This window comes from Erythrobacter sp. SN021, from assembly GCF_021864455.1.
Window position 1 is genome coordinate 1 of sequence record NZ_JAKKUW010000038.1, and the last position, 698, is coordinate 698.

A 698-nucleotide genomic window follows, 5' to 3' on the forward strand; every position below is an offset into this window, starting at 1 on the left:
GCAGCTTCAAATCCAAAGTGGTGTCCAGCGGAGAAATGGTGGGCAAGAGTTCGCAATAAACAGATAGAAAGGAATGTGGAGCCAATAAGAACATGAAGACCGTGGAATCCAGTGGCTACGAAGAATGTTGTCCCATAAACCCTATCTGCGATAGTAAATGGGGCCGCTAAATATTCCCCCGCTTGAAGGAACGTAAAGTAGGCCCCTAAGCATACTGTGACAGTAAGTGCCTGAATAGCATCTGTTCGCTTTCTTTCTATTAAACTATGGTGGGCCCATGTTACGGTGACGCCAGATGCGAGTAGTACTGCGGTGTTTAGAAGAGGCACACTAAATGGATTTAGGGGGTGAATCCCTGTAGGCGGCCAAGAGCAACCAATTTCTGGTGTGGGGGCCAGTCTTCTATGAAAGAATGCTCAGAAGAAAGCTAGGAAGAATATTACCTCAGATGTAATAAATAGAATTATACCTCATCGTAGGCCTGTAGTTACATGTCTTGTATGGTGACCTAGGAATGTACCCTCTCGAATAACATCTCGTCATCATTGAAACATTGAAATAATGATTAGGAATGCTGCTAAAATAAGGCAGGTAATTCCATGATTGTGAAATCATCTAGCTAGCCCAATGGCAAGGGTGAATGCTCCTATAGAGGAGGTAAGAGGTCATGGACTATATTCAACTAAGTGGAATGGTTG

General features: G+C 43.8%; 1 pseudogene. It reads right to left on the minus strand.

Features of this window, described 5'->3' with window-relative positions:
* Positions 1-404: pseudogene (locus tag L5849_RS17385) on the minus strand (cytochrome c oxidase subunit 3); the annotation flags it as partial.
* Positions 405-698 lie beyond the last annotated feature (294 nt).